The sequence below is a fragment of the Falsihalocynthiibacter sp. S25ZX9 genome, from assembly GCF_041205405.1.
Taxonomy (GTDB): Bacteria; Pseudomonadota; Alphaproteobacteria; order Rhodobacterales; family Rhodobacteraceae; genus Falsihalocynthiibacter; species Falsihalocynthiibacter arcticus.
The window spans coordinates 1-835 of record NZ_JBGFCD010000065.1; the positions used below are offsets into that span (position 1 = coordinate 1).

Sequence of the window (835 nt, forward strand, 5' to 3'; positions counted from 1 at the left end):
TTGTAATATCCATTGTGGATGGCTCCTTCTCTCTGTTGGGTCGTAACAGCACCAGCATGACACATTGCGATGCCGTTCGGGTGGAGCCGTCCACACCATCAGACAAATTCGAACTCGTCTCGGCCAGGCCAGTACCCCTGCCCGTTTATGCCGCACAAAGACCGCGCCACTCTGTGAGCGCGGCAGTGCGATTGGCTTTGAAATGATCTCTTTGGGAAAGGCTGCGCTCCGGATTGAAGTGGTTGAAAACGGATGCATGAACGGAGGTAAATTTCTGCAAACTTCGCATTCGGCGGAAGCGCTGCATGGCACGTTCTCGTCGTCGGAACGGCAAGTGTGAATTCTCAGCGCGATTGTTTTTCCAGCGACCCGTTTCCTGTTTGCCCGCATTGCCAATGATCTTCATCGCCGCGCCGTAGGAACGCAGTTTATCGGTAACTAGCACCTCGGCTTTGCCATGACGGTTCATGGTTTTCTTGAGGAATTTGAATGCGGTCTTGCGATCCCGACGTTTCGTAACGTAGGCTTCCAACACTTCGCCCTCGTGATCCACGGCACGCCATAGATAGTGCAGTTCGCCGTTTATCTTCACAAAAACCTCGTCTAGGTGCCACTGCCAATTCGAATACATCCGCAGTTGCTGAACCCGTTTCCGACGAATTTCTGAAGCAAACAATGGGCCAAACCGGTTCCACCAGAAACGGACGGTTTCGTGGCTGACATCGATCCCTCGTTCGTGCAGTAAGTCTTCTACGTTTCGAAGTGAGAGAGGAAATCGGACATAGAGCATCACCGCTAGGCGAATAATCTCAGGACTGGTTTTGAAGTAGCGAAA

The 835-nt window shown here is 52.1% G+C and carries 1 protein-coding gene; it reads right to left on the reverse strand.

What is annotated here, in order from left to right:
* Positions 1–145 precede the first annotated feature (145 nt).
* Positions 146–835, reverse strand: a 690-nt coding sequence (locus AB9F29_RS21275; protein WP_369757175.1) for an IS6 family transposase, incomplete at its 5' end; no start/stop codon positions are given.